Source organism: Hungatella sp. L36 (assembly GCF_014288035.1).
Genome location: NZ_JACOPC010000008.1, coordinates 177,145 through 201,556, shown reverse-complemented (window position 1 = coordinate 201,556; position 24,412 = coordinate 177,145). Strand labels below are relative to the sequence as shown.

At 47.9% G+C, this 24,412-nt stretch carries 24 protein-coding genes; 21 read left to right on the top strand and 3 right to left on the bottom strand.

The features are described 5' to 3' along the window. Position 1 precedes the first annotated feature (1 nt). The 19 genes from H8S80_RS19450 to H8S80_RS19360 all read left to right on the top strand — a co-directional run bounded on the left by H8S80_RS19450 (position 2) and on the right by H8S80_RS19360 (position 19,684). Complete coding sequence (locus tag H8S80_RS19450) at positions 2-1,144, top strand: SIS domain-containing protein (RefSeq protein WP_117621482.1); 1,143 nt, start codon at positions 2-4, stop codon at positions 1,142-1,144. A 14-nt stretch (positions 1,145-1,158) separates the two neighbouring features. Next, positions 1,159-1,566, top strand: coding sequence for a secondary thiamine-phosphate synthase enzyme YjbQ (locus H8S80_RS19445; RefSeq protein ID WP_055657627.1), 408 nt, complete (start codon positions 1,159-1,161; stop codon positions 1,564-1,566). 63 nt (positions 1,567-1,629) lie between these two features. Further along, positions 1,630-2,583, top strand: coding sequence for a nucleoside hydrolase (locus tag H8S80_RS19440; protein ID WP_117621481.1), 954 nt, complete (start codon positions 1,630-1,632; stop codon positions 2,581-2,583). A 15-nt stretch (positions 2,584-2,598) separates the two neighbouring features. After that, positions 2,599-3,741 carry a nucleoside 2-deoxyribosyltransferase gene (locus tag H8S80_RS19435; RefSeq protein WP_117621480.1) on the top strand — a complete coding sequence of 381 codons (1,143 nt, stop codon included), beginning with the start codon at positions 2,599-2,601 and terminating at the stop codon, positions 3,739-3,741. A gap of 105 nt (positions 3,742-3,846) precedes the next feature. Next, a complete protein-coding gene (locus H8S80_RS19430) occupies positions 3,847-4,722 on the top strand; it encodes a ribokinase (protein WP_117621479.1) in 876 nt (291 codons plus the stop codon). A 309-nt stretch (positions 4,723-5,031) separates the two neighbouring features. Continuing rightward, complete coding sequence (locus H8S80_RS19425; protein WP_117621478.1) at positions 5,032-6,324, top strand: alkaline phosphatase family protein; 1,293 nt, start codon at positions 5,032-5,034, stop codon at positions 6,322-6,324. 39 nt (positions 6,325-6,363) lie between these two features. Beyond that, a complete protein-coding gene (locus H8S80_RS19420; protein ID WP_117621477.1) occupies positions 6,364-7,410 on the top strand; it encodes an ABC transporter ATP-binding protein in 1,047 nt (348 codons plus the stop codon). A gap of 5 nt (positions 7,411-7,415) precedes the next feature. Beyond that, positions 7,416-8,306 (top strand): carbohydrate ABC transporter permease, encoded by an 891-nt coding sequence (locus H8S80_RS19415; protein WP_117621476.1) that lies wholly within the window; start codon positions 7,416-7,418, stop codon positions 8,304-8,306. 3 nt (positions 8,307-8,309) lie between these two features. Then, a complete protein-coding gene (locus H8S80_RS19410) occupies positions 8,310-9,158 on the top strand; it encodes a carbohydrate ABC transporter permease (protein WP_117621475.1) in 849 nt (282 codons plus the stop codon). A 26-nt stretch (positions 9,159-9,184) separates the two neighbouring features. Beyond that, positions 9,185-10,534 carry an ABC transporter substrate-binding protein gene (locus H8S80_RS19405; RefSeq protein ID WP_117621474.1) on the top strand — a complete coding sequence of 450 codons (1,350 nt, stop codon included), beginning with the start codon at positions 9,185-9,187 and terminating at the stop codon, positions 10,532-10,534. Between the two features lie 54 nt (positions 10,535-10,588). Beyond that, entirely contained in the window at positions 10,589-11,401 is an 813-nt protein-coding gene (locus H8S80_RS19400; RefSeq protein ID WP_181987904.1) for an HAD family hydrolase, read from the top strand. 106 nt (positions 11,402-11,507) lie between these two features. After that, positions 11,508-12,272, top strand: coding sequence for a GntR family transcriptional regulator (locus tag H8S80_RS19395; RefSeq protein ID WP_181987903.1), 765 nt, complete (start codon positions 11,508-11,510; stop codon positions 12,270-12,272). A gap of 124 nt (positions 12,273-12,396) precedes the next feature. Continuing rightward, on the top strand, positions 12,397-13,221 hold the full coding sequence (locus H8S80_RS19390; protein WP_117621471.1) for an HAD family hydrolase: 825 nt from the start codon (positions 12,397-12,399) through the stop codon (positions 13,219-13,221). A gap of 241 nt (positions 13,222-13,462) precedes the next feature. Further along, positions 13,463-14,173 carry a purine-nucleoside phosphorylase gene (gene deoD / locus H8S80_RS19385; protein ID WP_002601203.1) on the top strand — a complete coding sequence of 237 codons (711 nt, stop codon included), beginning with the start codon at positions 13,463-13,465 and terminating at the stop codon, positions 14,171-14,173. 452 nt (positions 14,174-14,625) lie between these two features. Continuing rightward, entirely contained in the window at positions 14,626-16,071 is a 1,446-nt protein-coding gene (locus tag H8S80_RS19380) for an ABC transporter substrate-binding protein (RefSeq protein WP_117621470.1), read from the top strand. A gap of 41 nt (positions 16,072-16,112) precedes the next feature. Next, positions 16,113-16,970 carry a carbohydrate ABC transporter permease gene (locus H8S80_RS19375; protein WP_117621469.1) on the top strand — a complete coding sequence of 286 codons (858 nt, stop codon included), beginning with the start codon at positions 16,113-16,115 and terminating at the stop codon, positions 16,968-16,970. Beyond that, positions 16,970-17,797, top strand: coding sequence for a carbohydrate ABC transporter permease (locus tag H8S80_RS19370; protein WP_055657595.1), 828 nt, complete (start codon positions 16,970-16,972; stop codon positions 17,795-17,797). Before H8S80_RS19375 ends, H8S80_RS19370 begins: the two co-directional genes overlap by 1 nt. 7 nt (positions 17,798-17,804) lie before the next feature. Beyond that, complete coding sequence (locus tag H8S80_RS19365) at positions 17,805-18,575, top strand: SPL family radical SAM protein (RefSeq protein WP_147338536.1); 771 nt, start codon at positions 17,805-17,807, stop codon at positions 18,573-18,575. A 95-nt stretch (positions 18,576-18,670) separates the two neighbouring features. Next, the gene (locus tag H8S80_RS19360; protein WP_117621467.1) at positions 18,671-19,684 is read left to right on the top strand and encodes a LacI family DNA-binding transcriptional regulator; all 1,014 of its coding nucleotides are present in this window, start codon (positions 18,671-18,673) and stop codon (positions 19,682-19,684) included. A 139-nt stretch (positions 19,685-19,823) separates the two neighbouring features. Here the strand turns inward: H8S80_RS19360 and H8S80_RS19355 are convergent, their stop codons facing one another. The 3 genes from H8S80_RS19355 to H8S80_RS19345 form a co-directional block, all read right to left on the bottom strand. Beyond that, the gene (locus H8S80_RS19355) at positions 19,824-20,471 is read right to left on the bottom strand and encodes a phosphocarrier, HPr family protein (protein WP_117621466.1); all 648 of its coding nucleotides are present in this window, start codon (positions 20,469-20,471) and stop codon (positions 19,824-19,826) included. 12 nt (positions 20,472-20,483) lie between these two features. Beyond that, on the bottom strand, positions 20,484-20,864 hold the full coding sequence (locus H8S80_RS19350) for a hypothetical protein (RefSeq protein ID WP_243007871.1): 381 nt from the start codon (positions 20,862-20,864) through the stop codon (positions 20,484-20,486). A gap of 206 nt (positions 20,865-21,070) precedes the next feature. Further along, the gene (locus H8S80_RS19345) at positions 21,071-21,808 is read right to left on the bottom strand and encodes a GntR family transcriptional regulator (RefSeq protein WP_117621465.1); all 738 of its coding nucleotides are present in this window, start codon (positions 21,806-21,808) and stop codon (positions 21,071-21,073) included. Between the two features lie 212 nt (positions 21,809-22,020). Between H8S80_RS19345 and H8S80_RS19340 the strand changes: the two genes are divergently transcribed. Continuing rightward, positions 22,021-22,932: an ROK family protein gene (locus H8S80_RS19340; RefSeq protein WP_243007870.1), complete on the top strand. Its 912-nt coding sequence runs from the start codon at positions 22,021-22,023 to the stop codon at positions 22,930-22,932. Positions 22,933-22,968: 36 nt separating this feature from the next. Then, positions 22,969-24,390, top strand: coding sequence for a glycoside hydrolase family 1 protein (locus tag H8S80_RS19335; protein WP_117621464.1), 1,422 nt, complete (start codon positions 22,969-22,971; stop codon positions 24,388-24,390). Positions 24,391-24,412: the final 22 nt, after the last annotated feature.

Sequence of the window (24,412 nt, the reverse complement as noted above, 5' to 3'; positions counted from 1 at the left end):
TATGAGTGAAATGTTGACGAAAGAGTATGACAACCCCATGTGCAGACAGGCGATGAGCCTCCCGGAGCTGATCCGGAGCCAGTATGAGGACCTGGAAGTAAAGACCAGGAAAGTCCTTTCTTTTCAGGAAATATTTAATATTCAGCGTGTGGTGCTGACGGGATGCGGTGATTCCTATGCGGCCTGTATGGCGACAAAGCATGTGTTTGAGATGCTGACAGGTATTCAGGCTGAGGTGGTGACAGCCATCGATTTCGGACGGTATTACAGTGAACGCCACATGGGCGTGGACAGCCAGAATCCCCTTGTAATCGCGGTCAGCAATTCAGGCCGGGTTGCCCGGATCTCGGAGGCGGTACAGCGTGCGAAATTCCATGACTGTTTCGTCCTTGGGATCACAGGAAATTTGACTTCCCCACTGGCCCAGAATTCGGATAAGGTGCTGAAGCTGGATATTCCGCCCTTTGAGAGCGCGCCGGGAACGAGAAGCTATATGGTCAGCGTGATGGCGCTCCTTCTGCTGGCTGTCCGTATCGGTGAGGTGCGGGGCATGTACACCATGGATCAGGCCATGGACTACCGCTATGATATGAAAAATCAGGGAGATTTGCTGGAAGCGCTTCTGCCGCAGATGGCGGAAACGTGTGCAAAGATGGCGGAAGAATGGAAGGATTTCCCCTGCTTTGACTTTGTAGGAGCGGGCTTCGACTACGCGGCGGCATGGTTTGGCCAGGCGAAGATGCTGGAGGCCACAGGAAAATATTCCATGCATATCAACTCGGAGGAATGGTTCCATCTGAACTGTTTCGCTAAGGATCCGGAACACATCGGCACCGTGGTGGTGTCCAATACCACGAATCCGGGACTCAGCAGGACAAAGGACGTAATTCGTTACGGAAAGAAGCTGGGACGGCCGATGTTAGTCATCACCGATGGAGATGGAGCGGAAGGCGTATCCTGTGTAACCGTGCCGTCTCCCAAATATCCGGTCAATATGCCGGTGACCCAGTTCGTCCCAATGTCTCTTCTCGCCGGCTACCTCTCCGCCATGTTGGGAGAGCAGTATGGGCGCGGATGTGAAGGACCATGGAGCTTCTGCGAAAATGGCTTCTGTGTCCAGAATAATGAGATCGTTTTGAAATAGCGGAGGATGGAAAAATGCTGAAAAACTTTAAAATAAAGACGAAATACAATGAGGTTTACGATATCACGGAACACGTAAAGAAGGCGGTGGAGGAAAGCGGAGTAAAAGAGGGCACCTGCCTCGTTTACAATCCTCATTCCACAGCGGGTCTGGCGGTATTTTCTCCATGGGATCCGGACGGGTTCCTGGATCTGGACGAGGAGATCCGCAGGCTGGTGCCGACCCGGATCGATTTCAAACACCAGCACGACACCCCGCAGGATGCGGCGGGCCATGTAAAATCGGCGCTTCTCGGCATTTCCGGGAATTTTATCGTGCATGAGGGAAAGCTGCTGGTCGGCGGTTCCCAGGGCATCTATTTCCTGGAATTCGACGGACCGAGAAACCGGGAATTCTTTGTGAAGATTCAGGCGGATGCGTAGAAACGCTCCCGGAACTGGAAGAAGCTCGCAGGAGCACTCAGATTGAGAAAAGAGGAGAATAAAATGGATAAAAAGAAAATAATCCTGGACTGTGATCCGGGTATGGACGACTCCATGGCCATTATTATGGCCTGTAAATCAGACGCCTTGGAGGTAAAGGCGATTACAGCGGTAAATGGAAACTACCGCGTCGATGTAACCAGCAAAAATGCGCTGAAGGTGCTGGAGCTGATCGGAAGAACGGATATCCCGGTTGGTAAGGGAATGCCGGAGCCGATGGTGAGAAAGTGCCCGAAGGACCCATTTACCCATGGGAAGGACGGTCAGGCGGAAAATAACCTTCCCGATCCGGTGACGCCGCTGAGCGATAAGAACGCGGTGGAATTGATCATAGATACGGTAAAGTCAAATCCGGGAGAAATTTACATCCTCTGCACCGGCCCCATGAGCAATGTGGCCATGGCCATGAAAAAGGCGCCTGAGATCAAAGAGATGATCGCCGGGATCTATGCGATATCCGGAGCGTTCGGGCTGAACCGTTACGCATATACCAATGCTACAGGTGATACGCCGCAGAGCGAATGGAATGTGTATGTGGACCCGGAGGCGGCCGATATTGTATACAATTCCGGTGTGAAGCTGGTGGCGCTGGGCCTCGATGTGGCGACTCATTTCGATGTGAATTTGACGGATGAAGATATCCGCATGTTGGAGGAGAGCGACAAGCCGGAGGCAAAGTTCTTCTTACAGGCCGTTCATTTTGTAAATGAAAGAGGCTTTGAGGCGTACTGTGCGGTAATCGACTGTATGGCGGTCGGATACGCCATTGATGCTACCCTGGTAAACACTATTTCCGGCCATGTGGGTATTGAGACGAAGAGTGATTTGACGCTGGGAATGACGGTTCTGGACCGGAGACACCATTTCGTATGGGAATCGCTGCCGGTTGTGGAAATCGGAGAGAGCGCCGATTACGAAAGATTCTTAAAGCTTCTCATGAAGCTTGTGCTGGCTTAAGCGGGAGGTTTGCGTATGTTTGAAAAAGAAAAGATCTATATAGCGGGACCCGAATGTTTCTATAAGGGCGGCCCGGACATTTTAAATGCAATGAGACGGAGGGCGGAGAGCCTGGGCTTCGGCGTAACGCTTCCCAACGAGCATCCGCTGGATATGGGAAATCCGGATCTTCAGAAGCGGGCAGACAGCATTTTCGAGGATCTGAAAATGATCATGAAGGAGACTACGGTCATCATCGCTGACTTAGAGGCTTACCGCGGCTCCGAGGCGGACAGCGGAACAATCTACGAGATCGGAATGGCGTATGCGGATGGATTAAAATGCTACGGCTACACGAGAGATAAACGCCCGCTGGCATGGAAAGATCAGAAGTATGTGATGAAGGATGGCGTTGTCTACGATGAAAATGGGAAAATAGCGCCTTATAAGGAGCTGCCATTTTCACCGGCCGTGGTAGGTTCGACGAAGATCGTAGAAGGCGATTTCGACGACTGTCTCGCCATGCTGATGACGGATTTAGAGGAGGAGTGGAAGGCAGAGGGAAGAACGGGCGGTATGGCCGCAGCGCGGGATGGGATAGCGTCTGGGACGGCGAATGAGGTGCAAGGCCGGATAAATGAGGCACATGATCCGGCCGGCGCACCGGCGAAGCCGAGAGTTTACTTATCCGATGTGATCCGGTATGAAGAGGATGCGAAGGAGGTTTACGGGCGCCTTAAGGAGCTTTGCGCTTCTTACGGTCTTGAGGCCGTCACTCCCTGCGACTGGGCGGAAGGATTTCCGGAGACGAAAGGCTTCAACCCCTATGTGAGAGCGGCGGCCCTGACGGAGAATTACTGCCGGCTGGTGAGAAGCTGTGATGCAGTAATTGCCGATCTGAGTGATTACCGCGGCTATGAGTGCTCCAACGATGTGGGATTCGAATGCGGTATGGGGTTTGAAATGGGGAAAAAGCTGTTCGCCTATATGAAAGACGCAAGACCGTGCATCGAAAAAATACCACATTTGGGCGAGGCCGCAGAGTTCCGCGATATGACAGGCAGCAATGTGGAGAATTTCAATTATCCGGCCAATTTAATGTTCGGAAGCTCCATGAAGATTTATGAGGGAAGCTTTGAACAGGTGATTGAGAGGGTGGCGAAGGAACTGAACGGGTGAGATTATGGAAGAAACTGGTAAGGAATTTTCCTGGAACCTTTCCCAAATGCAGTGTTCCGTGTATACTAAATATAGTTGATAAAACAGGAAAGGAAGTTTCAGAACATGGCTCGGATTTTAAATTATGGATCGCTGAATATTGATCACGTGTACTCGGTTCCTCACATTGTCAGGCCGGGGGAAACCATTTCCGCCGTGGGATTTAAGGATTTCCCGGGCGGAAAAGGCTTAAACCAGTCGGTGGCGATGGCGAGAGCAGGAGCCATGGTCTTTCACGCCGGTAAGATTGGAATTGACGGCGAATTCTTAAAAGAGATTCTGGTGGCTGACGGTGTGGACTGTACATGGCTGAAAAACAGTGGGGGCCTGGGCGGGAGCGCCATCATACAGAAGGATGCAGACGGCCAGAATGCAATCATCTGTTACGCAGGAAGCAACGGAGAGATCAGTCCGGCGGAGATCGACGAGGTCCTGGCCCATTTCCAGGAAGGAGACATTCTTGTATCCCAGAATGAGATCAGCAATGTCCCATATCTGATTGAAATGGCGGGAAAACGGGGGATGCGGATCGCCTTTAATCCGTCGCCGATCGATGATACCGTGCTGCGCATGGACTTGTCTAAAGTTTCCTGGCTCATTATCAATGAGACGGAGGGCTATGGCCTGACCGGAGAAGAGGAACCGGAAAAGATAGTGAAAAATCTGATTACCCGGTACCCCGGGATGGCCGTAATTCTGACACTGGGAGAAGATGGCTCCATGTACTGCCAGGGAGACATGATCCTGCGGCAGGAAGCCTACCGCTACGGGGTGAAGGATACGACTGCGGCCGGCGATACGTTTTTGGGGTATTTTCTGGGGACGTATGAACTGGAAGGTGATGTGAAGGCAGCGCTGGATATGGCCGCCCGTGCGGCCGGGATCGCGGTGTCGAGAGAAGGGGCGGTACCGTCGATTCCGGGGGTGGAGGAAGTCAGGTAGAGATAACGGCGGGAGGAATCACCCTTTCTCCTGCCTGTTACGACAGTTTCAAGCGGTGGTACTTGAAAAAAATGTTTGTGATAAATGTGGTAAAAAAAAATTTGAAAAAGCTATTGAAATATGAAAGCAAATTCGTTATAATATAAATGTATTAAAGATAATATATTAGAACAAGAAAGAACAAGAAAGAACAAGAAAGAACGAAAAAGCGAAAGCAAAGACGAAATATAGAAACACTTCAAATTTTTTTACTATCAAATGTATTAAAAGCAATACATTAATAACTATAGCTAAAAGGAGAGGAAAGCTTTGGCAAAGAAAATGGTAATAGTATCTGTGGATGCATTGGTTGGCGAAGATTTAAAACTTGCTTCCACACTTCCGGGATTTAAGAAGATTATGGATGGCGGAGCGAGAGTGGAGCAGGTCATGAGTGTCTATCCGACACTGACCTATCCTATCCATGTAGTACAGATGACAGGGAGAAATCTGATGAATCATGGAATTTACAACAATGAGCGCGTCATGCCGGGGCGTCTTTCGCCGGACTGGTTCTGGCAGATTCAGGACTGTAAGGTTCCGACCATATTTGATGCGGCGCACCGGAAAGGACTGACAACTCACGCCGTGATGTGGCCGGTGACGGCACAGGCGGATATCGATTGGCTTCTGCCGGAAGTATGGGATTTACAAAAATGGGAGGATCCTGCAATTATATATAAGAAGAACTGTTCCCCGCAGCTGTTTGACAAGTATTTTGAAAAACACCGGTTTAAACTCGGCTGGCATCCGAAGCCGGAGCTGGATGAATTCGGAGTATCGGTCGCAGAAGATGTGATCCGGAACGAAAAGCCTGATTTAGCCATGATTCATGTGTCGGCAGTTGATATTGCGCGTCATGGTAACGGTATGTTTGGACCAGCCATCGATGATGCGATCCGGAAAGTGGACAGCTGGCTCTGCAGACTGGAGCAGGCGGTTTCAGAAAGCGGCAGGTTTGACGAAACCAATTTTATCATTGTTAGTGACCATGGGCATTTAAAGGTGGATAAGCAGGTGAATTTAAATGTACTTTTTAAAGAAGAGGGACTGATTCAGACAGACGATCACGGTGAGCTTGTAAGTTATCAGGCATACTGCCATTCTTCCGGGCTTTCGGCTCAGATTCTGCTGGCAGATGCGGCCGATACAGAGGTTCGGAAAAAAGTGGAAGCCATCTTGGAATATGCAAAAGACACAGAAGCATTTGGGATTAAGGCGATTTATACGAGGCGCGAAGCCGAGGAAAAATTCCAGCTGTCAGGTCCCTTTGAGTATGTGGTTGAAGGCGTGGGCGGCGTTGCATTTGCAGCAAAATGGGATGGCAGGGTCGTGATCAACGAGGAAGATCCTGATTACGATTACGTGAAGACCTCTCATGGACACCGGCCTCACTTGGGCCCGCAGCCGGTCTTGCTGGCGAAAGGCCCGGATTTTAAGGAGAACGTTACAATCCGGGAGTGCAGTATCCTGGATGAAGTGCCGACATTTGCCGCAGTTCTGGGAGTGGAGATGGAAGGTCTGGAAGGCAGATGCTTACATGAATTGTTAGTACGCCCTTGATACGGTATACTAACCTGGCCGATAGGAGGGGGACTTTAAGTGGCTGAGATTATACTAAAGGATATCTGTAAAAGCTTTGGGGAGACCGCGGTGGTAAAACACGTGGATCTGACGATCGAGGATGGGGCATTTTCGGTAATTGTAGGGCCTTCCGGTTGCGGGAAGTCTACGATTCTCCGGATGATTGCCGGGCTGGAGCAGCCGACTTCAGGAGAAATATGGATTTCTGGAAAATGTGTCAATTATGTTCCGCCGGGAAAACGGGATATCGCCATGGTTTTCCAGAATTATGCGATCTATCCGACAATGAGCGTGAGAGATAATATTGAATTTGGACTTAAGAACCGAAGGGTTCCGAAAGAGGAACGCGATACTCTGATCGGGGATGTCAGCGATATTGTGGGGCTGACAGAATACCTGGGCAGAAAGCCGAGTGAGCTCTCGGGCGGTCAGCGCCAGAGGGTTGCCCTGGCAAGGGCCATGGTGAAGAAACCCAGTGTATTCCTCATGGATGAACCACTATCCAACTTAGACGCGAAACTGCGAGGTCAGATGAGAAGCGAGCTGATTCAGCTTCATGACAGACTGGGAACGACTTTTATCTACGTGACTCATGACCAGGTCGAGGCGATGAGCATGGGAAATAAAATTGTTATTATGAATCAGGGAGAGATCATGCAGGTGGGAAAGCCGATGATGGTATACCATTGCCCTGAAAATATATTCTCCGCTCAGTTTATCGGAACACCGCCCATGAATATACTGGCGACAGAGGAGCTTCATGACGCGGTATGCTGTCCGCCGGGCTGCCGGTATGTAGGCTTTCGGCCGGAGCGGATCAGCCTTGACAAGGAATGCAGCGAGGCTCTGGTCCTGCCGGCGGTCGTACAGACGAGAGAGCTTCTGGGCGCGGAAGCGGTCTATACCTTTGAATCAGAGGCGGGAAAGATTCAGATGAAGAATTATTCAGATTATTTACCCGAGCCGGGAGAAAAGGTGAATCTGATAATAGAGCGAAAACATCTCTTTTTCTTTGATGACAGCGGAAAAGCGTTTGGGATGAACTGTGGGAAAAGAGAGGGGTAGAGAATATGAGAGATAAGAAACAGACTTCATTCCGTGATGGGATCCGGCCTTACATAATGGTTCTGCCGTCGATTGCAGTTTTTCTGTTCTGTTATATTTATCCCATTTTCTACATGATTTACTTAAGCCTTTTTAAATGGGATTTCATAAGTCCAACGAAGGATTTTGTCGGCCTGAAGAACTTTATTACCCTGTTTTCCAAGGCGGAATTCCACCAGGTGCTGTCCAATACGCTGATCTATACGTTCTGTTCCGTCGGAATAGCGATCGTACTTGCACTTGTGCTGGCGGTCTGGTTAAACCATCCTGGAAAAATGTTCGCATTTGTACAGGGAGCAATTTTCAGCCCCCACATTATTTCTCTGGTATCCGTGTCCTTTATCTGGATGTGGATGATGGAACCGTCCTATGGGTTGTTAAACTGGCTGCTGGGGCTGTTTGGCGTCAAACCCTCCATGTGGCTGCAGCGGCCGGATACGGCGCTGATGTCTCTGGTGCTGGTATCTGTCTGGAAGCTGATTGGATACGATACTCTGATCCTGATATCTGCGCTGCAGAGTATTCCGAAGTCGATTTACGAAGCAGCGCTTCTCGATAAGGCGCCCGGAATCGTCACCTTTTTTAAGATCATTCTTCCCATGATTTCGCCTAACCTGTTCTTTTTGGTGGTAATGAATACCCTTACCTCATTTCAGGCGTTTGAAACCGTGTCCATCATGACAGAGGGCGGGCCTATGAATTCCACCAACACACTGGTTTACTATATCTACCAGAATGGCTTCCGCTTTTATAAAATGGGATACGCCTCTGCGGCGGGAGTGGTGCTGCTGGTACTGGTCGGAATTATGACGATTATTTATTTTAATTTACTGGGAAGAAAAGTACATTACCAATAGGGGGTGAAACGATTGCAACTGACATACCGATTGAAAAAAATAGTATTGACGGTCGTCCAGTATATCGGATTTGCCATACTGCTGGTGCTGTTCATTATTCCATTTGTGTGGATGGTATCCACGTCAGTCAAGTCCATTGGGGAAACGCTGACAAATCCGCCGATTTTTATTCCGTCTGATTTTCATTTTGAGAACTATGTAAAGGCGTGGAAATCGGGGCCGTTTCTGCATTTCTTTTTAAACAGTGCCATTATCACATTTTCCAGCATGATCCTGCAGCTGCTGCTTGTTGTTCCGGCCGCTTATGCATTTGCCCGGTGCAAATTCCGGGGGAAGACGATCCTGTTTGGGATTACGATGATGACGCTCATGATACCGGGACAGCTGATCTTTATGCCGCTGTTTTTGATCTTTTCCAAGATGGGACTGATCAATTCCTACGTCAGCATGATTCTTCCGTTTTCTACCAGTGCGTTTGGGATATTTATGCTGCGGCAGAGTTTTATGCAGATTCCGGAAGAGCTTTTAGAGGCAGCCAGGCTGGATCAAGCCAGTGAGTGGCAGATCATACGGCACATTATGGTTCCAATGGCGAGGCCAACTATCGTCACGCTGATGCTTCTGACGTTTATCAGCCGCTGGAACGATTATTTCTGGCCGCTTGTTATGACAACCAATGATAAGGTCCGCACGCTTTCCATCGGTGTTTCCATGCTGAAAAATACAGAAGGCGGCGCTTCCTGGAACGTTTTAATGGCAGGCAATGTGATATTAGTTCTGCCGATTCTGATAGTCTTTGTTTGTGCCCAGCGCCATATCATACGGGCGTTTACCTATACGGGAGAAAAGTAAACAGGAGAGAAAAGGAGAGGTTTAAGATGAAGAAAACATTAGCTATGATGACAGTTTTGCTGCTTGCCGGCACCCTTTTAAGCGGATGTGGAAAGAAGGCTGTTGAAGAGACGGCTGCGGTGCCTGCCGATACCCAGGGAACCACACAGGCAGAGACAGAGACCGTGGCAGCGGCAGCCGACACCGGGGGAGAAAAGGTAAAAATCGAGTTCTGGTATGCCTGGGGAGACAAGATCGGAGAGACAAACGAGGAACTGGCCAGACGGTTTAACGAGTCCCAGGATAAGATTGAGGTGGTGGCATCCTATCAGGGAAGCTATGACGATGTGCAGTCCAAGACACAGGCTGCTTTTGCAGCAGGGGAGGCACCAGCCATTACGATGAACGAAACGGCTTCAGTCGGTACGTTTGCCCGGTCGGGAATATCAAGGGACTTAACGGATCTTATTGCCCGGGACGGATATGATCTGAACAATTTTAATACAGGTCTGATGACGAATTCCTATGTGGACGGAAAGCTTTACGCGCTTCCGTATATGCGCAGTACACCTCTGATGTTCGTAAATACAGATATGCTGGAAGCCGCAGGACTCGATCCAAAGGGACCGGAAAACTGGGATGAGCTTACACATTATGCGGAGGTGATGGCGGCGCAGGGGAAAGATGCCCTGTGCTTCCCGATCGTAAATGAATGGTATTTTGAGGCATTTTTAGGGCAGGCTGGAGGAACCATTTTTAACAAAGAAGAAAATGGCTTTGACTTTAACAATGAAGCCGGTGAGTCCGTATTAAATTATTGGAGAGATCTGCAGAAGACAGGCGGAGTCAATATTCTCTTCGGAAGCGATTCCAGCAATATGTCGAAAGCAGAATTTGCATCTCAGAACTGCGCCATGCTTTTCGCTTCGGTAGCGGATATCAATTACTTCCTGGATGTGGCAAAGGACAACGGATTTAACTGTGCGACTGCATTTTTGCCGGGAAATAAGACGTTTGCGATTCCTACAGGAGGCGCCAATCTAATTCTTACCTCTAATAAGAGCGAAGAGGAGACCAATGCGGCATGGGAATTCATGAAATGGGTGCTGGAGGATGAGCAGACGATTTATGCGTCACAGAATACCGGATACGTTCCGGTGACAAACAGTGCCGTGGAGAGTGATGCCATGAAGGCCTTCTATGCGGAAAAGCCGCAGTTTAAGGTAGCGGTGGATCAGCTGCAGTACATTTTGGCCAGACCGATTTCAAAACAGGGGCCGGAAGTGCATAAGGCCATTAAAGACATGGTAACGGAGTTCCTCATGGACGAGAATGTCTCTGCCAAAGAGGTTCTGGATAAGACTGAAAAGCAGTGTCTGGAAATTTTAAATGAGTGATAATAAAATATGGCTGCCGTAAAGATGCGGCAGCCATCAGAGGCAGGAGGAATTATGAGGGTAAAATTAATTGTGTGCGATGTGGATGGCACATTGATTGATCATTCGGAAACCGTGATCCCGGAGCTGATTCAGATTGTGGATCAGTGCAGAAATGAACACATTTATTTTTCTCTCGCTTCCGGAAGAACGAAGGAATTAATCGAGGATATCCGGTTGAAGCTGCATGTCACGGAACCGTATATTGCAGCAAACGGGGCGTGCGTGTTTGTGGATGACACCTGCGTCCTGATGAAAGGCTTCTGCGCAGAACCGATCAGGGACATCATAAATGATGCAAACCGGGCGGGGCTTACGGTAACCTGTTCCGATGCATACCAGGAGCGCGCTCTGAGTGTTACCGATTATGTTACGGAACATCGAAAACTGGGAAACCGGTTTAAGCAGCTGCTGGATTATCGTGCAGTGGACTGGAAAGAACAAAAATTTGTTAAAATTATGTTTATGGATGAACACAGGACAGGAAAAATAGAAAGGATCAGAATGGCTTTGAAGCCATATTCCTCCCAATACTGGATTACAACGTACTCCGATGTAGCGGTTGAGCTGGGGCCGGTACAGTGCAATAAAGCAACGGGAGTCCGGGAACTGGCGGGGCTTATGGGGATTGGTATGGAAGATGTGATGGCCTGCGGGGACTTCACGAATGATCTGGAAATGATCCGGGAAGCGGGAATTGGAGTTGCGGTGGCCAATGCCAATGAAATCCTGAAAAGTTCGGCGGACTATGTCGCCGCATCCGCCTGTGCCTGTGGGGTGATTGAGGCGGTGAAAAAGTTCTGTCTGACAGGCAATGGAGTTCCATAATCTGGGAAATTATGGTATACTGAAATGTGTTTGAAAACTGCTTTCTGCCGTCCGGGAGCACTTGGCGAAGCGTTTAACTAAAATGATCAGAAGAGGAATGAAACAAATGGGGAACAGCAATGGTATCATGAATGAATCACCGATTCCACTCTACTACCAGATCTATGTCGATCTGAAGAACAAGCTGTTGATTAACAAGCTTGTAGATGAAAACGGAAAACTTCCGGCGGAAAAGGAACTGGCAGAATCGTATAAAGTGAGCCGGGTTACCATGCGGCAGGCCATTGCGGAGCTGGAAAAGGACGGTCTGATCGTCCGCTACAGAGGCCGCGGATCTTTCTTGAAATCGCAGCCAAACCCGATTCTGCATAAGCTGGGACTGCCAGGGCAGGCGGGCAGAGTACGGATTGATAAGAGCCCTGAGATTGTGGAGCTGAGCCATTTTGATACGACGTATGAGCACATTGGCCGTGCTTTAAACTATGAAGGAGATATCTTCTTCATTAAGCGGATTTTTCGTGTCGATTGCAATCCGGTTGCAATCAACCGAATCTGGATTCCAGCGGTCTTCACCCCGGAACTGGATAAAAAAGGATTATGTGTGGAAGGATCTCTCTCGAAGACCTTGAAGGAAGTATACCATTTAAAGATAGACCGCAGAAAAAATGTCATCGAGGCTGTAAGACCCTCGGTATCCGACATAGAGCTGCTGAAGATCACGTATGACACACTGATTCTCCAGATCACGAGCAAATCCTTTTTAAAAGACAATGTTCCGTATGAGTATTCCGTTACCTCCTGGATCGGCGATGCCATCAGGCTGGAGGTCGATGTGGAAGATATAGAGCATGGTATTACATTTCTGAAATAAGAAACCCGGCAGATGCGTATTCTGCCGGGCTTTTTTACTCGAGGAGGAAAAGAGGAAGGCAGTAAGGATAAGAATAAATTTTACAGGTGCTGCAGGCATCTGATAAAGCAGGAGGTTTTTAACTATGGAACGAATTCCGATTCAATTGGTGGTGTGTGATATCGACGACACCTTAATTCATAAAGACGACCATTTAAAGGAGGAGACAATCCAGGTAATTCAGGAACTGAAAATGCGGGGAATCCAGTTTACTCTGGCGACAGGAAGAATGCCTTACCGCGCGGAATCCTATGCGAGAGATGCAGAACTTACAATACCGTATGTTGCGAATAATGGCAGCATTTTATACGACCGGGGGAGAATGATCTGGTGCAGGATGCTGTATGCAAAAATAATACAGGAGATCACGCAGCGCTACATGGAAATGTATCCTCAGTTTACGGTCATATTCAGCTTTACAGACCGGGAATGCCCTCTGGTAAGAACGGAGTGGATCAGAAAGCGTCTCGGTAAATATAAGGGATATGACCAGACACTGGGCAATACGCCGGAGGTCTGGAATCAGGCGGTGCACAAGATCTATGTTCTGGACGACGCGAGGTCCGGAATGATCGGAGCATTTGCCAGGGAACTGGAACGCTGCGCCAATGAGATCAGCTTTTTTCAGTATGGAGAGTTTTCCATAGAGATAGTGGCCGGCGGCTGTTCCAAGGCATCTGGCCTTACAAGGCTTTTAGAGTATCTTTCCCTGCCGTCTGACTGCGTCATGGCGGTGGGAGATCACACAAACGACATTGAAGTGATCAAAAAGGCCGGGATTGGTGTGGCTGTGGCAAACGCCGATCCGCAGCTGAAAGCAGTGGCGGATTATATCACGAAAGGAGAACGGGACCAGGGGGTGAAGGAGGCGGTTGAAAAGTTTGTGTTTGGAGAGAGAAGAGAAAAATGATAAAAAAATTTATCTGACAGAAATATATTGAAAAATAATTAGAGATGAATTATAATAAGTTCAAAGATAAAAATTAGATAAATAATACTAAAAAATGTGATATAATTTATCAAAACAAGCGAGTATCCCCCACTGACATGAAGTTTAACTGCGCATCTATAAGATGTAGCCGCACTCTGTGAAATGATCGAGCGTGGAATGAATGGTCCTATTATATAATGAAAAACAGGAGGTAGAAACAATGTCAACACCACATAACCAGGCCTGCAAAGGCGATATTGCTAAAAATGTATTAATGCCCGGAGATCCGTTGAGAGCGAAGTTTATCGCAGAGAATTTCCTGGAGAATCCCCGCCTTGTGAACGAAGTGCGTGCCGCATATGCGTATACGGGAATGTACAGGGGAAAAGAAGTGAGCGTGATGGCGAGCGGTATGGGGATGCCCTCCATGGGAATTTACTCATACGAGCTGTTCAGTATTTATGATGTGAATAATATTATCAGGATCGGTTCTTCCGGCGCCTACGTAACGGACTTAAATCTGTATGATGTAGTGTTGGCGGAGAGTGTTTGGAGCGAATCAAGCTTTGCCAGAACACAGAATGGCTCTTCTGATGACATTTTATATCCAAGCAGAGAATTAAATGACCGGATTCTGGAGACGGCTAAGAAATTGGGTTATCTGCTTACTCCCACACGCGTTCACTCCAGTGATGTCTTCTACTGTGAAGCGAACATGGACGATTACAGAGAGATTAACAGAAAACACCAGTGTACCTGTGTCGATATGGAAAGCTTTGCACTGTTCCATAACGCTAAGGTACTGAATAAAAATGCAGCCTGCCTTCTGACAATTTCCGATTCCTTCCCTACAGGGGAAAAGGCCTCCGCAAAGGAGCGCCAGGAGTCATTTACCACAATGATGAAAATTGCGCTGGAAGCCTGTGTATAAGAAAAAAAAAGGCGAAAAACTCGGCGTATTAATAGGAACGGAAAAACAAATGTCAATTTTATCCGAAAACAATATAAGAAGCATTTATCAATCGATCAGATAGCAGCTTATCTTTAAGCTTAAAACATCTGAATTACAAAGTATCTTTTATATAATAAAGGATAAAAAATGCATTTCGAAAATCCCCATATAATTACAACCTTTATAAAGATACATATAAAAATAGAATAGAAATGCCTCTCATCCGACAAAACCAGTAATCAAAGGTTCCTGCCGGAAGGGAGGCATTTTTATTGCATTTCACCTCTCCGTAAACGGAGCCTTAATTAAGGATAAATATGAGATAAATAGTTAAAGAAAATCTAGAAAATACTGGACAACAAAAGGCTGGAAGGTGTATAATAAGAAAAAGTTGCTAAAGCGCTTTAGCAAAAGAAAAAGGAGGTATTTCTATGAAAAGGAACAGGGTTTATTTAGCAGTGCTTGCAGCTGTCATGGCTGGGGTGATGATAGCAGGCTGTTCTTCCGGAACGGGGAAGGGGGCGGCAGAGACCCAGGCACCAGCAGGGACTCGGACACAGACAGAGGCTGCGGGGGATCAGAAGGAGGCCGCGCCGGTACAGGAGAAAGAATTGATTATGTGGCATAACCGGGGCGGCTCTAACGGAAAGTTTATTGAAGAGCAGCTGATTCCGGAGTTTAACGACACCATCGGTAAATCGGCTGGGGTGAAGGTGGTGCCGGTCTATCAGGATGAAGACATTGTGAGTAAGCTAAAAGCGCTGATCCTGGCAAACGATGTGGCGAATATGCCTGATCTTGTTACTATTTATGCCGGCGATGTGGAGTACATGAGCACGGTTAAGAATGTCGTCCCTCTGGATTCGTTTCTGGAGACGGACGCGGATTTTAAGAAGGAGGACATGGTACAGTCTCTGTGGGATACGTATAATTTCAGGGGAAAACAGTACAGCATCCCATTTACAGGCGACGCTATGATCTTCTATTACAATAAGACGGCATTTGAGAAGGCGGGACTCGATCCGGAAAATCCGCCGACGACCATTGCAGAGATGGCGGACTGCGCGGAAAAACTGCTGATTAAAGATGGTGATACGGTGAAACAGTACGGAATCACCCTTGGCCTTCAGAATGTATACCTAAACAACTGGATCGGCGGCCAGGGTGATTACCATTTTATCGGCAACAACGAAGGCGGCAGGACAGGGCGCATGACGAAGGTGACCTTTGATGAGGATGGAACCATGCTGACTCTTCTGAATGAGTGGCAGAAGGTTCTCGATACGGGGGCTGTACAGAGTGTTGATGTGGATGATCAGCCCAAGGACGAGTTTTGTTCAGGCTTAAGCGCCATGTTCTGCGGTGGAAACTGGGCTATGACCTCAATCATTGAAGCGGCCAAAGAAAATGGATTCGAGCTGGGCATTTCGGAGCTTCCCAGGGTTCTGGATACGGATAAAGGCGGAGTATGTCCGGGTGGAACATCCCTCTATATTCTGGACAGAGGTGATTCGGAGGTAGTGAATACCGGATGGGAATTTATGAAGTACTGGTCCTCGGCAGAGACGCAGACAAAGCTGTGTATCGCAACCGGCTATATACCAACCAATGGAAAAACCATGGAAACAGAAGAGATGAAAGCATTCTTGAAAGACAATTCCAGCTACCGTGTGGCATTTGATTCCCTGATGAAGTCCAACCCGAAGGTTCAGGAGCATCTGGCACCGACTCAGCAGGAGTTCCAGCTGATTTTCAGAGATACTTCTTTGAGATGGGCCAAGGGAGAAATCACGGCACAGGAATGTGTGGACAGCATGGCGGAGCAGTGCAACAGAGCGCTGGATGAATACAATGAGGCGAATCCGGCCGAGGAGTAAGATACTTCGCGAGAGTATATACGGGAAGAGGGGCGGAAACGTTGAAAAGAAAAAAGAAAATAACTCCATATCTGCTGATACTGCCATCCATGTTTTTCCTGGTGCTGTTTATCTATTATCCGGCAGTTAAGACGCTGTTTAAGAGTCTGTTTCTGATTAATTCCAACAATATACCTGTTAAATTTGTGGGGCTGGGAAATTATCGGAAACTGTTCAGTGATGAAACATTTTTAAAATCCATTGTTGTAACATTCGAGTATGCACTGGTTGTCATACCGGTGACGATTCTAATGGGGTATCTCCTGGCGCTGATCTCCGCGTCCGGGAGACGCCTCTCTCCCGTTTATGAATTGATGTATGCGATGCCCATGGCAGTGTCCATGTCTGTGGCTTCTGTCATTTTTAAGCTTCTTTTAAATGGGAATCTGGGATTTATCAATCATGTGTTTCACTTAAATATCATGTGGTTTACAGATAAGAAGTATGCGCTGTGGGCGATTATTATCATCGGCATCTGGATGGGACTTGGGATGACTTACATATTCCTGCTGTCTGCGGTCCGGTCGGTATCGGAAGAATTGTTGGAAGCGGCCACCGCAGAAGGGGCCGGGATCTGGCAGAAGGTGCGCTATATTTATACCCCTATGATAAGCCCAACCCTGTTTTACCTGTTTTGTGTCAACGTAGGAAGCGCGCTGATGATGTCCGGGCCTGTGATTATCCTGACCCAGGGAGGACCGGACAGTTCCACATCTACCATTATGTACTATATGTACCAGAAAGGATTTTACGTATATAATTACGGCCTTTCGTATTCGGCGGCTGTGGTAGGTTTTATCATTGGATTTACGGTTATTCTCATATCGTTTATCTGGGAGAAGAGAGGTGTTCATTACTGATGGGGAAACGCAGGATATGGAAGAGTGTGCTATATCAGGCGGCGGCGACAGGAATTGGACTTCTGGTCATATTTCCTGTGCTGTACGCACTTGGTACATCCTTTATGAAGAGTACGGAGATCCTGAGCCTGAATCCCAGAATGCTCCCGAGGCGGATCGATTTTTCCAATTACCACGCGGTCTGGGAAAATACGATGATGCTGCGGTTTATCTGGAACTCGGTCTTTGTGACCACAATCACGTGCTGTCTGCGCGTGGTGACGGCGGCTCTGGCCGCTTATGGATATGCCTGCTTCGATTTTAAGGGAAAGAATCTGTTTTTTTATTTGACTGTGGGGACCATGCTTATTCCCGGTGAGGCGACGCTTCTCACCAATTATGAGACCATATCGAAGCTTCATATGATCAATACTTACCAGGGAATTATTATTATGTTTATTGGCTCTGCGACCAGTGTTTTTATTATGAGACAGTATTTTCTGGGAGTCTCGGCCTCTATAAAGGAAGCCTCTGAGATGGATGGGTGCGGAGATATCCGCTTCTTTACCAGAATTCTGATTCCAATTTCAAAACCGATTCTGGTTACCGTATTTATCACGGCGTTTGTTGAAATATGGAATGTGTACTTATGGCCTATGCTGATTACGAACCGCAATGAGATGCGGACAGTTCAGGTAGGAATCGCGCAGCTGAACAGTTCGGAGGGATCCGCCTATGGTGTTATTATGGCGGGGGCCGTAATCGTCCTCATTCCGTCGCTTCTGGTATTTATCATCTTTCAGAAGCAGATTATCAATGGAATGGTAACCGGTTCGGTAAAAGGATAAAGAAAGATTGGAGAAAATGATGATCTACGAGACCAGGGTGGAAAAAGCAATAGAAATGACGGAGAATGGCCAGCCTTACATCAATCCTTACGATGGATGTGTGTCCGGCTGTCCGTTCTGCTACTGGCTGGAACGGGAGGGCTGGGAAGGCAATATCGCCATCAGAATCAATATCGCAGAGATTCTGGATCAGGAGTGTGAGAGATGGCCGAAAGGCGTCCGGCTTTACATCGGAGACTACTGCGATCCGTACATGCCGGTGGAGGAGACGTACGGGCTGACGAGACAGTGCGTGGAGGTAATCAAAAAACATGGTATTCCTCTTACTATTTGTACCAGTGCGAAGTCTCTTCTGATTGAGCGGGATCTGGATTTACTGAGGGGGATGGAAGAGCTGTGTATCGTGACAGAACTGTGCCGTCTGGATGAAATTGAAAAGCTTAAGGCAGGAGAAGGACATGCCGGGATTGAGACGGGAAACCGGCTGAGAGAAGCGGGGCTGCCGGTGATTGCGACGTTTGCACCTATCATGCCGGGGATCACGGATCTGGACCAGGTGCTGGATTCCTTAAGACCGGATATACCGCTCTATATTGACCGCTTCTACATGAAACCTAATTCCATACAGGAGATCAGGCTGATGGAATATTTGAGGGAAAAACGCCCGGAATTAATGGAGGAATACAGACGTCTGATCCGGGAAGGGGGCGACGCAGAATACGAGGCTTTAATACGCCGCTGTCAGGGCGGCGGCCGGGTGAGGCAGCTTCCGTTCTGATTGACTGGAACCATTGCATTTTAAGGGATTTTCATATACAATGATAGGTACACTTTTGTAAAAATATGGAAGTACTGTAAGACTGGAGACGTTATATGAAAATCACCGCAAAAGATATTGCCAGGGAAGCTGGGGTCTCAGAGGCCACGGTTTCCATTATTTTGAATAACAAGGCCGGGCACTACCGGATTTCTGAAAAGACGCGGCAGAAAGTACTGGAGATTGCAGAGCGCTATGAATTTACCTGCAATCCGATTGCGGTATCCCTTGCAACACGGAAAACGCATACGATTGGCCTTATTCTGCCTAACCTTGTGAACCCTTTTCTGGCCAATATATCCACGGGAATTGAGAAATGCGCTCAGGAAAATGAGTACGCCCTTCTGTTGTGCAACTGCGAGGAAAATGTACAGCAGTGTGTGAAGTATCTGGATATTCTTCAGAAGAGGTATGCAGACGGGATTCTGCTTGTGCTGCCAAGGGAGAAAGAAGTGAATGCCAATCAGAAGCTGGTAGAGGCGGCACTGCGAAAATGCCGGGTACCAGTAATTCTCATCGAGCATTACTTACAGAAAGCACCCTGTGATTTCATGGCTGTTGACAACGTTCAGGGCGGCTATCTGGCAGCCGAGTATCTTCTGAAAAAGGGGCATACCAGAATCGGCCATATTGCTGGAGAACAGTTTACCAGACAGCGTACCTGCGGCTATTTGAAAGCATTGAAGGATTATGGCATACCGATTGACCGCAGTCTGGTGATGCAGGGGGATTTCTCGATTGAATCAGGATATGAATGTGGAAAACGCCTTCTGGGGCTGGGAGTGACCGCTGTCTTCGCAGGGAACGATTACATGGCGCTCGGCGTCTGGCGGGCGGCCAGAGAGCTGGGCTTGCGCATCCCGGAGGACGTGTCTCTGGTCGGTTTTGATGACGACCCGGTGGCGGTGGTGATGGATGTCCCTCTGACCACGGTCCGTCAGCCTGGAACCACACTTGGAAAGGCCGCCAGTGAAATGCTGGTGCAGAAGATAGAGGCAGAGCGGGGCACATATCAGCAGTACTACTTTCCACCGCAGCTGATTGAGAGAAGCAGCGCGGCGGCCCGTTGAGCCGTCAGGAAACCGGCACGGAGCTGTAGGGATTATAGTAAGAGGAGTCTGAACAGGAGTGAGTACGTGAATACTCATGATGTTCAGACTCCTCTTTTGGTTTTTCTTCCGTAAAACAGTGGTATAATCTGCCCCCAGGCTACAGGGTATAAAATTTTTCGACAGACTGTTCGATAGTTTCATCCGCGCAGATCAGCGAGATGCCTTTCGTTTTATGTTTCCGGTAGACGACAAGGATCTTGGAGAGATTCCAGGGAACCAGGATGCGGTCCTTGTCGGATGCGGGGATGGTTACCGTTTTCGTAAACGTCTTTTCTTTCGTGTCTGTGGTCTCCGTACTGTAGCTATAGCCAAACTTTGTCTCCAGCTCTGTGGTGAGCCCCAGTGTCACGCCCTTCAGCAATCCGGAGGCCTCCCCCTTGATCAGGGAACGGACATCGACGGAGCATACATTTGTCTGTTTTAAGACAGATACCTGAGAGATTTTTATGGTAGTCGTCTGCGACTGGCCCGCCGGAAAGGTCTGAATATTGGAGGGTGCGGTATAGGCCACATACAGGACGGCCCCGAAGTAGCTGTCTACGAGCTGTTGCTTCTTCAACATATTGTCGTACTTCGGATCATTGATAACCGGCCAGTATTTCTGGGGGATATCATAGGGATCGGACAGGCTCAGAAAAACCGGTTTCGGGGGATAGCTGTAGGGAATATTCAAAAGCTGGTTCAGCGGTTTGCCTGTATTCTCCCCCATATCATTTTTTAATGCTTCCCAATTGGAAATATCCATGGTGTTTCCTCCTTAATCCACTTTTGTAATGGTCAGCAGATGATTGAAGTGGTGGCCCCTTGACGGCAGTTCCTTCCAGCCGTCTATGTTGTACATGCCGGATACTTTTAATGAGGACTTATTATCTTTTGAGTAAGGTACTTCGATTGACAGAGTCAGGGAACCGCTCGCCCCAATCCAGGTACACTGGCCCTGATAGCCGGTGGCGGTGCCTTTCGATGCCCGGATTCCAAATACTTCTTTGGTTTCCCCAGCACCGATGGAGACAGGGGCGCTCTTATCCTTTCCTCCAAGGTACCAGATTCCCCAGTTCCTTTCCTCGTTCTGTGCAACGAGAGTTTCCCCTGTCTGATTGCTGATTGTCATGTGGTAGGTCCATTCTGTACTGCTCATATTCTTTTTGAAAGCCTATTGTGAACAGGCTTTCTTCCTCCTTCCAAGAGTGATGTGTAAATGGTGGCTGAATCAGTAGCGCTACACTATTAATCCGATAAAACGAACGTATGTACGAATAAAATCGAATAAAAATAAAAAACACTCTGGAAATAGATTAGAATCATTTTCCAGAGTGCTTCTGTTTATGAAGTTTTGAACTGTACCTAAGGTATCTTTTTTACAATAACGGCTGAAAAATCAAATAAGTCCGCCTTATGCGTCGAAAAGGAATACTCGAACGGCATGCCGTTGTCCAGGAAGGCGATCTGCTCCACGACGGCTACCGGGCTGCCTGGTTCCAGCTGGAGATTCCTGGCGATGAACTCGGACGCTCCCCTGGCGCGGATGCGGACGTGGGAACTCTGAATCTCATAATGAAGCGTCTGACGGATATAGGCATAGATGGACGATTCCAAATGCGCCATCTTGAGACCTGGAATCAGATCAATGGGCATATAGGTTTCTTCCATAACACAGGGAACCCCGTTCCGGTTCCTGACACGGATAATCTTGTATACGAAGTCTTCTTCTGTGATATGCAGATTGGATGCGATCTTTGGTGTCGGCGGTATGACGGAAAACTCCAGGACGGTGGAGGTCACAGCTTCCTTGGCATACTGCCGGCTGAAACCGGTCAGGGCCTGCTGGGTATTGCATAAGTTCTCTTCCATAATATCCAGCTGCTGCTGCGATAACCCCTTTACAAAGGTTCCATGCCCTCTTTTTTTATAAATCAGCCCCTCGTCGACCAGGATGTCAAGCGCCTTTTTAATGGTCATCTTGCTGGCTCCATACTGGATACAGAGATCCTTCTCGCATGGGATCTGGTCGTTTGGATGGTAAAGATTATCTTTTAATATGTGGTTCCTCAATTCATTCGATATTTCAATGTATTTATTCATAGATAAGTCCCCTTTTAAGATAGCTTCATTCTAACACAAGGGGAATAAAAAAACAATTACAAGAGATATCATAAGTATTGTTATAATGTACAAAAAGTATATACTTATTTTGAGGATAATGCTGAAAAAAGAATAAAGTATATACTTTTGTAAACAAAGTGCTTGATAAATAAAAAACATAAGTATATGATTATAACGTAGAAATTGCATGAATGAGAAAAGAACAGAAGAAAGGAAGCTTTATGAACTCTTATCTGATTTTTGATATGGGCGGGACTTCGGTGAAGTACGCCTTTGGGGATAAGGAGGGCCATTTAAAAGACAACGGATCATTTCCTACGCCAGCGGAGGGGCTGGAAGCGATGCTCGATGAAATGAGGCGGATCTTTGACTCATCCAGGGAAAGAATTGCTGGAATCGCTCTGAGTTCTCCGGGGGCAGTCGATCCCAGGAAGGGGAGAGTCGGAGGGATCAGCGCCATTCCATATATCCACGAGATTCCGCTTACTGAGCGTATAAGCAGCCGATTAGACGGACTCCCGGTCACCATTGAGAATGATGCCAACTGTGCGGCACTGGGGGAGATGTGGAAGGGAGCCGCCGCTGGAAAGAGTAATATCGTATCTGTCGTATGTGGCTCGGGGATTGGCGGATCGATCGTCATGAATGGAGCTGTCTGCAGAGGGCAGACCAATAATTGCGGAGAATTCGGAAATTATCTGGTAAACCGTGCAGATGGCCATTATGAAACGTGGAGTTCCTTTACTATGGTGAAACAGGCTGCGAAATACGCCGGGACAACAGGAAAACGGACGGATGGAAGAGAACTGTTTAAACTGGCAGAGAGCGGAGATCCATTGGCTTTACGACTTACAGAGGAGTTTTATGAAGCGATGGCAGTTGGATTGTTTTCGATCCAATTTACCCTGGATACGGAATTGATCGTGTTAGGAGGAGGTATCAGTGAAGCACCTTTCGTTATACCGGAAATCTATAAGAGGATGAAAAGAATGGCACAAGAAGATCGGTTTGGGTTTCTGATGCCGAAGATCGTTCCATGTCGTTTTGGTAATCGAGCTAACTTATATGGGGCACTGTTTCACTACTTACAGGAAATCGAGTAAAACTATTATAAATTGTGAAAATAAACGGAGGAAATTATGGAATATCAATTCAACGACAATTTTTTATGGGGGGCCGCCAGCTCCGGGCCGCAGTCAGAGGGGACGTTTCCGGGAGACGGAAAGGCGGAGATGGAATGGGATTACTGGTTTAAGCAGGTGCCGGAGCAGTTTTTCGATGGAGTAGGACCTTCCGTGACCTCGGATTTTTACCACAAATATAAGGAATACGCAAAGCTGATGAAGGAAATCGGAATGAATTCCTACCGCACTTCCATTCAGTGGAGCCGCATTTTTAAAGACCGGGAGGGAACGGTCAATGAAGAAGGCGTAACGTTCTACCAGGCGGTTATCGATGAGTTTTTAAGCCAGGGGATTGAACCTGTTCTCTGCCTTCATCATTTCGATATGCCGATGTACTGGATGGAGAAGGGCGGATTTGAAAACCGGGAGACTGCCGAAGGCTTCGCGGCCTTTGCGGCTAAATGTTTTGAATTGTTTGGCGGAAAGGTAAAACGCTGGATTACCTTTAATGAACCTATCGTGATTGCTGAGGGCGGATACATCTATAAACGCCATTATCCCGCTGTCTGCGACGCAAAGAAGGCAGCGCTGGTCGGCTACCATATTCAGCTTGCCAGCAGCATGGCGGTAAGAGAATTTCGAAAGAGCGGCAGAGAAGGCAGCATTGGGATCGTACTGAATCTGACGCCGACCTACTGCAAAGAGCCGGACAACGAAGAAGACAGGAGGAGTGCGGAAATCGCAGATCTGCTCTTTAATAAATCGTTTCTGGATCCATCGATCAGGGGCGAGTACCCGGAAAAGCTTGTGGAACTCTTAAAGGAAGAGGGAATCTGCCCGGAGGCAGCAGAAGAAGACTTAGAGATCATTCGCAGCAATACGGTTGATTTCCTGGGGGTAAACTACTACCATCCGAGGCGGGTCACCAGAAGAAGCACACCATACGAAGGACCGCTGATGCCGGAAAAATACTTTGAAGAGTATACCTTTGAGGGGCAGAAAATGAACTTTTCCCGCGGCTGGGAGATCTATGAGCCTGCCATCTATGAGATCGCCGTCAATCTCCGCGATCATTATGGAAATATACCCTGGTATATCTCGGAAAACGGGATGGGAGTGCAGGACGAGGAACAATTTCTGGATCAGGACGGTATCGTGGAAGACGATTACAGAATCGAGTTTATCCGTGACCATCTGATCTGGCTGAACAAGGCAATCGGAGAGGGCTGCAACTGTTTTGGATACCATCTGTGGGCGCCCTTTGACTGCTGGTCCTGGAGAAACGCGTATAAAAACAGGTATGGCATGATCCGGGTGGATATTAAAAATGGCGGCGCTCTTTCAATCAAAAAATCAGGCCGGTGGTTCAGAGCGGTTGCGGAAGATCATGGATTTATAAATATTTCAAACCCGCATGGCCAGAATAAAAGAATATAAAAACAAAAAGAGAGAAACGAAA